The following is a 6,276-nucleotide window of genomic DNA, read 5'->3' as shown; positions in this document are numbered from 1 at the left end:
CCCGATGTGATCGACTGAAGTTTGGCTTAAGCGCGATGAAAGTGAAAACTGAGCGCAAACTGATATCCAATAATTACGGCTCTGTTGATGTATTCTTTTCCAGACATATTCTCTCTGGCTCTGATGGGATGAAAGCCTGCTAAGTCCCCAGCGTGCGTGAAGAGGTACTGGGGTGGTCAAAGGCCGATGATTCAACAGCGTCATCGAACGCGTGGCTCTGATTGGCCTACCTGCCAAGGACGCACTATCATGGGAGGCCGCCCGGATGCCGGGCCGCGGCATCCGGGCTGTAGCGCCCATGACTCGACTTCTTTCGCGCATGGACCAGTCAACAGAACGTGCTCTATGGCACGGAGTCCTTATCGGTCTCTTGCGCCCCATATCTTGGTTCACGTTCTCTAGGGATAGCAGCGTTTCCATCGAGTCAACAGGGCAGTACAGTCACAACAACTGATAAGTCCATACCAAGCAGTGATAGTGTCGTATGAGAGATGGTCAGCGGATGGAGGAGGCAACAAAACGGATTACTGCGGTAATGGATCGGGTTAGCGAGGCAGTCATCACCGACAGGGAGTTTCTCGAAACCGTTTCGACTGGCCTGTTGGCTCGTGGTCACGTTCTACTGGAAGATGTTCCGGGGACGGGGAAGACGCTCACCGCCGTTGCACTAGCCGATGCACTCGATCTGGAGTTTACTCGCATCCAGTTTACACCTGACCTGCTGCCAAGCGACATTACCGGCTCACAGATTTATAACGAGGAGCACGGTGAGTTCCAGTTCCAGCGCGGACCCGTTTTTGCCAATATCGTGCTGGCCGATGAGATCAACCGTGCACCCCCGAAAACCCAGTCGGCGCTCTTGGAGGCAATGGATGAGGGACAGGTTACTGTCGGTGGGACAACATATGACCTCCCAGAACCGTTTTTTGTTCTTGCCACTCAGAACCCCATCGAACAAGAGGGCACTTTCCGCCTGCCAGAGGCACAACGGGACCGATTTATCGTTAAGACCTCGATTGGCTACCCCGACCGCGGCGGCGAGATCGATCTCATTAGCCGTCGAGCGAGTCGGGACACCCAGATGCCGACTGTCAATCCGGTTGTCGACGCCTCGCAGGTGACCACTCTCCGCCAGCTGCCCGAACAGGTGAGTATCGAGGAGTCGGTCAAAGAGTATCTTGTCGACCTCGCCCGAGCGAGTCGAGATGATCCGCGAGTCGACGTGGGCGTCTCGCCACGTGGTATCCAGCGGTTTTTCGAAGCCTCTCGGGCCCACGCGCTGATCGATGGTCGTGACTACGTGACGCCCGATGATATCAAGGCTATCGCCCGTCCGGTGATGACCCACCGGCTGGTGTTGACCTCTGAGGCCGGAATTAAGGATATCAACGCCGAGGCAATCGTCACCGACCTTCTCGACAGCGTCGAGGTACCGGGCGCAGCGACGACTGCCGACTGACGCCTCTACTCACCCTCGAATTGCGACGACCAGCAGCAGGACACCCACAGTCGACGCGAGGACGCCGACAAGCGTCCCGTCGCTAACGATCAGTCGACTGAGGGCATTCGTGTACAGCCCCCACGCCAATCCGACGCCGACGACCGCGAGACCGAGTGCCGAGAACATGTGGATAGCTTCCAGTTGGATTGATGAGGAGGGACCCAGTTCAGCCTGCGTCGTGACGCTACGCTCGCCCGTGTTCCAGATGAAGATTGAGACGGCAACAGCGGCGAAGACCACAAGCACATCGGTACCGCCGATCCCAGCAGCGATCGTACCGATCCCGAGCCCCGCGCTGGCGATGGCGCTGCCCGCGGTCCGCCGGGGGATGTATTTCATTCCGCCTGCGGTTACAATCATGGCGAGCACGCCGGTCAACAGCGCCACGGCGACGGTGACACCCGCAAGAACAACCCCCGCCGGCGTCAGCGCGGTGACTACTTCATCGACCGGAACTGGTGTCTCAGGGATCTGGCTGACGGTCTGTGGCACCAATGGTGAGCCGACGATGGCGACCGCTACCGCACTCCCCCCGGCCAGCATGGACGGAATAAGGCGGCCGACAGTGTCGGTTACCCGACCGGCGACAAACTGCAACCCGCTTAGCAATACCACCCCAAGCGTCACGAGACCGATACCAGAAACGAGGCCGCGGCGGAGGCTGGGGGCTGCGAGAAGCTCAAAAACCACCGGGAAGCGAGCGAGAAGCGCCCGGGGATCTGACACCCCAAACGCAAGCAGTATCGATACAAAGGTTAGCCCGAGCACCGGCACAAAAGCCGTGTTAAGCACGGAATGAGTTCGCGAGAGTAGTTGACCGACGGACTCCTGATTCGTCTGTGGTGTCAACTCCATGACGGGGGCCACCACAATTAGTAGTTTGAGCGCCGCGATCTGGAGGGTCACGAGAAGCCAGAAACTGACGAGGACGAATACGGATTCAGAGGGCCGATACAGAAACGTGGTGAGGGTCGAACCATCGATCCCGGGGATGGAGACGGGAACCGCAGTCAAAGCATCGAACTGGAGGACTAGCAGGCCAGCGAGTGGCACACCGATCCCAATCAGCGCCCGCACGGCCGTCCCCCAAAGTTTGGCAACTGCGCCTTCCCCGACGCCTGTATCAAGCGTGGCGATGACGCCGAAGGCAGCTATTCCGACAGCGACTGTTACGCCAAGCTGACCGATCAGCGGCCGAACAAACGGATCGCCCGCAATTGTCAGCGGTACCAGCTCACGAAGCGGGAGGCCGACGGCAACCAACCCGACAAGGCTCGGCACGGGCAATAGCAGCGTCGCAACTGCAGTCCCGAGCGGTGTCTCTGTATTACGGACCAGAACAATGGTTCCCAACAGCCCCCCGGCGACCCCAGCAGCGAGGCCGGGCCGAGTTGTCCCGGTCGCGCTTGTGAGGAGCCAGCCACCGAGGGCCACGGTAGTGCCGATCAAAAGCGAGCCGAGGCGTGTTGTATTCGGCTTCGGCAGAATGGTTTGACCGGCCATCACTGCACCCCCGCATCCAAGCCCCGGGCAAGCGCGGCAGGTAGTTTCTCCGCTCGTTCCCAGTCAATAACCGTCGCCCCGAGAAACCGGAGCCGATCAAGCCGGACCGAACGCTGAAGCGCGACTATCCGGCCGCCGACGGTCTCGGGAGCGGTCTGTGGCGAGAGCACCGTCACCTCATGACCGTCGCCTCGGAGTGACTCGACAAGGTCAACGATCGCCCCGTCGGTCGCAGAGGTACACAACATCACCTGCGCGCCGGGCGGCACGAGCGACTGGAGCCGCTGCCAGTCGATGCCGCCGTCAGCCACTGGGGGAGATGCGGCTTCTCCGTGCGGCTCAGTGCTGGTCGGCCCAACAGTGGTAGAGCTGTTGGAGTGATCTCTGTTATCAATCCTGTCGGTCGCGCCCGACGCCGCGGCGTTACACACCGCTGTCGCGTGGGTGGTGAAGGCGGTGCCCTCGTCGGCCGAGACCCACGCCGGAGGTTCGATATCGGTCTGTGGGTCGGCAATCCCGAGTGCACCCAGCGAGACGTGGTGACCCTCGTTGATCAGCACTTCGATGGCGATTGTCGCGGCGTAGGCACTCAGGGTCGCCCCTGTCGGATCAGTCGGGGAGGCTGCAGTGTGAGTCGACGGGCGGCTGTCGGTGAGGACGACGACGTGGGCGGCGTGCTGCTCGCGGTAGTCGATCGTCGCCAGTTTACCAGTCTTCGCATACTGTCGCCAGTTGATTCGTTTGACTGGGTCTTCGGGCCGGTACTCTCGAGTCGCGTAAAACTCGACGCCCGGTCCACCCGAGTCCGTCGCCAGCTGCCCGGTATAGGAGGTAGTCTGCTGGACTGGGATATCCTCGACTGCGACCCGACACTCGAAGTCGGTGACGCCTGTTGCGTCGATTTCCTCTCCGACCACTCGCGTGCCGTTGAGGTTACGCGCGCTGACGGTGACATCGTCGAAGGTGTAGGTTCCACGGTCGGCAGCGAGCGTGTAAGTCGTCGACAGCTTACTACCCCCTGCGATTGCACTGCCAGCGCGGGGCGACCCCTCGGTAACGCCAAGTTCCTCGGGGACGCCATCAACGAAACGGAGGTCGGGAATTGCCGTGTCTCCCGTGTTCCGGACCGTCAGAGTCACGTCAACGGGCTGGCCGGGCAATGGGGTCTCAGGGCTGATCTCTCGGTTAACTTCGATGTTACCTTTGACGACCGGCGAGCCGGACAGCGCCCCGTAGAGAGCGAATACCAGAGGGACGGCCGCGGCAAGCACCAGCGAGAGCGATCCAGTTGCGATTCCGGCGGCGACAAGGATGATCGCATAAGCCCGCATGATCCGGTAGCGGGTGTGTCTCACTGTCGGCCACCTCCGGAGTCAAAGAGAGCCCGTAACTGACCGAACCGCCCTCGCCGCCGTGCTGGTGGGTTATAAGCCGTTAACTCAGCTGCACAGGTATCTTCAACTGCGCGCAACGTCCGCCGCGTTCGGTAGTTGTAGGCGTGGTCAGGATACAACCACGCGTACACTCGGTATAAAAGTGGGAACTCAACTGAATTGGTCGCCGTCAGCGTCGCCGCAGCTACCTGATCGTTGGTCCACTCCCCGTTGTCGACGTACTGTTCGGCCTGCTCGCGGTCGTCAAATTTGCGACCGTATAGATCTACTAGGACCGTCCGGAGTGACTCCTCGATGGTCTCAGAGCCAGACCGCCCGTTCCGCACGGATTCGAACACGCTAGTGAGGCCCGCGCCCGTCACGTCGACCTCCCGATCCGGCTGCTCGGGCGACAGGTCTGACAATACCGCCGTCTGATCGTTCGTTCGCCACGCCCACGAGCCCAACAGCCCGATACAGGCGAGGACCGCACCGGCGGCGAGGATCGCAGTCCGTACCCCGACAGCTTCGGTTAGTCGATCCAACTGCATCATAATCTCTGGCGGCAGGAGTTCGGGGCGGTAGCCAACAACGGCGGCAAACCCGAGGACGACGGCGCTTACGATCAACAACAGCAGGGTCCGAAATAGATGCTCACGGTTCATTCGTCGTCCTCCTCCCGGAGCGTCGACAGCGCCTCGCGGGCGGATTCAAGCCGCGATTCATCAGGTGACCGGTGGCCGTACTCTACGGCGCGATATAGGTCGGTGATATACTCCACAGGTCGCCGCGGCAGCCCCTGTCTGATCGCGTACCGACTGATCTCGGCGGGGGTCCGTGTCGTGAGCTTTGGCGGCCGTACAAACTCGACGAACGACCCCCAAATCGCCCGAATCCGTCGGTGTTGTTCTGTATCGGGGGTTCTCGTCGTTGTTGCGTCGGCTGTAGTATCATCGCTACTGCGACGGAGCCCCCGGAGTCGGGAGCGAACCCACGTGATCGCCGCTAGTAACAACCCGTAGGGGTTCACCTGATGGAGGATATTGATAAGCGATCCCGTCAGGAGGCTCGGCAACGACGTGAGCTGTCGCCAGAGCCCCACGATAGCGGCCTCAAACGCGGCTGCCAACCGAATCACGAGATTGGTCAACCGGTGTGGAATAGAGATAAGAAGGGCAACAATAGCCGCGAGTCTGCGTGTCAGTAGCTGCCGAGTGATCCCGTACCGCCGGGCGATCATTATGAGGCCGACAAGGGTACCAACCAACGCGGCGACGACGACCCCGGCGTTCCGGTACAGCCCGTCTATCGACTGCTCGCCGGTGACGCCGTTGGCGCTGGCGGTGAGGACAACCGAATCGGCGATGGGGAACGACAAAGTAATTGTCCCATTGGCGTCAGTCTCGCCGACGACCTCGCCGTCAACACGGACCGGAGTGCCCGATATCGGCTGGCCGTTGCGGCTAACCGTCGCAGTCGCCGAGGTTCCCGGGAGTGCGATCAGGGACGGTGAGACCGAAATATTAGGGGCAAGGGGATCACGCTGTTTGTCCTCAGCGGTCTCTGAGTCGTTGCCTCCTTCTGGCGGGGTGACGGTGAGCGTCGATGAGACATCAACCGACCCGCGAGTCGCCCGGACCGAATAGTTACCCGGCTCGATGTTTGCGAGCGAGAGTTCGTAAACGCCATCGCTATCGGTCGACCCAACGGTCTCGCCGTCGAAGTCGATGTTCGCGTCAGCGACCGGCACGTCCTGAACGGCGACCACAAGTCGAGCGGTCCCACCCGTTGTCCGATTCCCGCCCACGGAAATCGTCGCGTTTGTCTCTGGGGCGTAGGTCACCGACGATTCGTTAGTCGCGTCGTCCACCTGATGAAAATCAGTACCGAGTGCGCCGA

The 6,276-nt window shown here is 61.0% G+C and carries 5 protein-coding genes; 1 reads left to right on the top strand and 4 read right to left on the bottom strand.

The genetic code is table 11. From position 1 onward, the window contains the following. Positions 1-484 precede the first annotated feature (484 nt). Positions 485-1,459 carry a MoxR family ATPase gene (locus Z052_RS13525; RefSeq protein ID WP_094520378.1) on the top strand — a complete coding sequence of 325 codons (975 nt, stop codon included), beginning with the start codon at positions 485-487 and terminating at the stop codon, positions 1,457-1,459. Between the two features lie 9 nt (positions 1,460-1,468). Here Z052_RS13525 and Z052_RS13520 read toward each other — a convergent pair whose 3' ends face one another. The 4 genes from Z052_RS13520 to Z052_RS13505 all read right to left on the bottom strand — a co-directional run. Beyond that, complete coding sequence (locus Z052_RS13520) at positions 1,469-3,004, bottom strand: hypothetical protein (protein ID WP_049933437.1); 1,536 nt, start codon at positions 3,002-3,004, stop codon at positions 1,469-1,471. Further along, entirely contained in the window at positions 3,004-4,359 is a 1,356-nt protein-coding gene (locus Z052_RS13515) for a DUF58 domain-containing protein (RefSeq protein ID WP_049933435.1), read from the bottom strand. The genes Z052_RS13520 and Z052_RS13515 overlap by 1 nt, the downstream gene beginning before the upstream one ends. Beyond that, positions 4,356-5,042, bottom strand: a complete 687-nt coding sequence (locus tag Z052_RS13510) for a hypothetical protein (RefSeq protein WP_049933434.1) — start codon at positions 5,040-5,042, stop codon at positions 4,356-4,358. The genes Z052_RS13515 and Z052_RS13510 overlap by 4 nt, the downstream gene beginning before the upstream one ends. Beyond that, on the bottom strand, positions 5,039-6,276 hold a 1,238-nt coding region (locus Z052_RS13505), incomplete at its 5' end, for a DUF4129 domain-containing protein (RefSeq protein ID WP_206746947.1). The genes Z052_RS13505 and Z052_RS13510, both read right to left, overlap by 4 nt.

It is taken from the genome of Halorubrum sp. C191, assembly GCF_002727095.1.
Lineage (GTDB): Archaea > Halobacteriota > Halobacteria > Halobacteriales > Haloferacaceae > Halorubrum > Halorubrum ezzemoulense.
Note: the sequence above shows the minus strand (reverse complement) of the source record. Positions and strands in the feature narration are given on the sequence as shown.

Coding starts and splice junctions, on each gene's coding strand:
- Z052_RS13525 (WP_094520378.1), top strand. CDS start 485: ATGAGAGATGGTCAGCGGATGGAGGAGGCAACAAAACGGATTACTGCG.
- Z052_RS13520 (WP_049933437.1), bottom strand. CDS start 3,004: ATGGCCGGTCAAACCATTCTGCCGAAGCCGAATACAACACGCCTCGGC.
- Z052_RS13510 (WP_049933434.1), bottom strand. CDS start 5,042: ATGAACCGTGAGCATCTATTTCGGACCCTGCTGTTGTTGATCGTAAGC.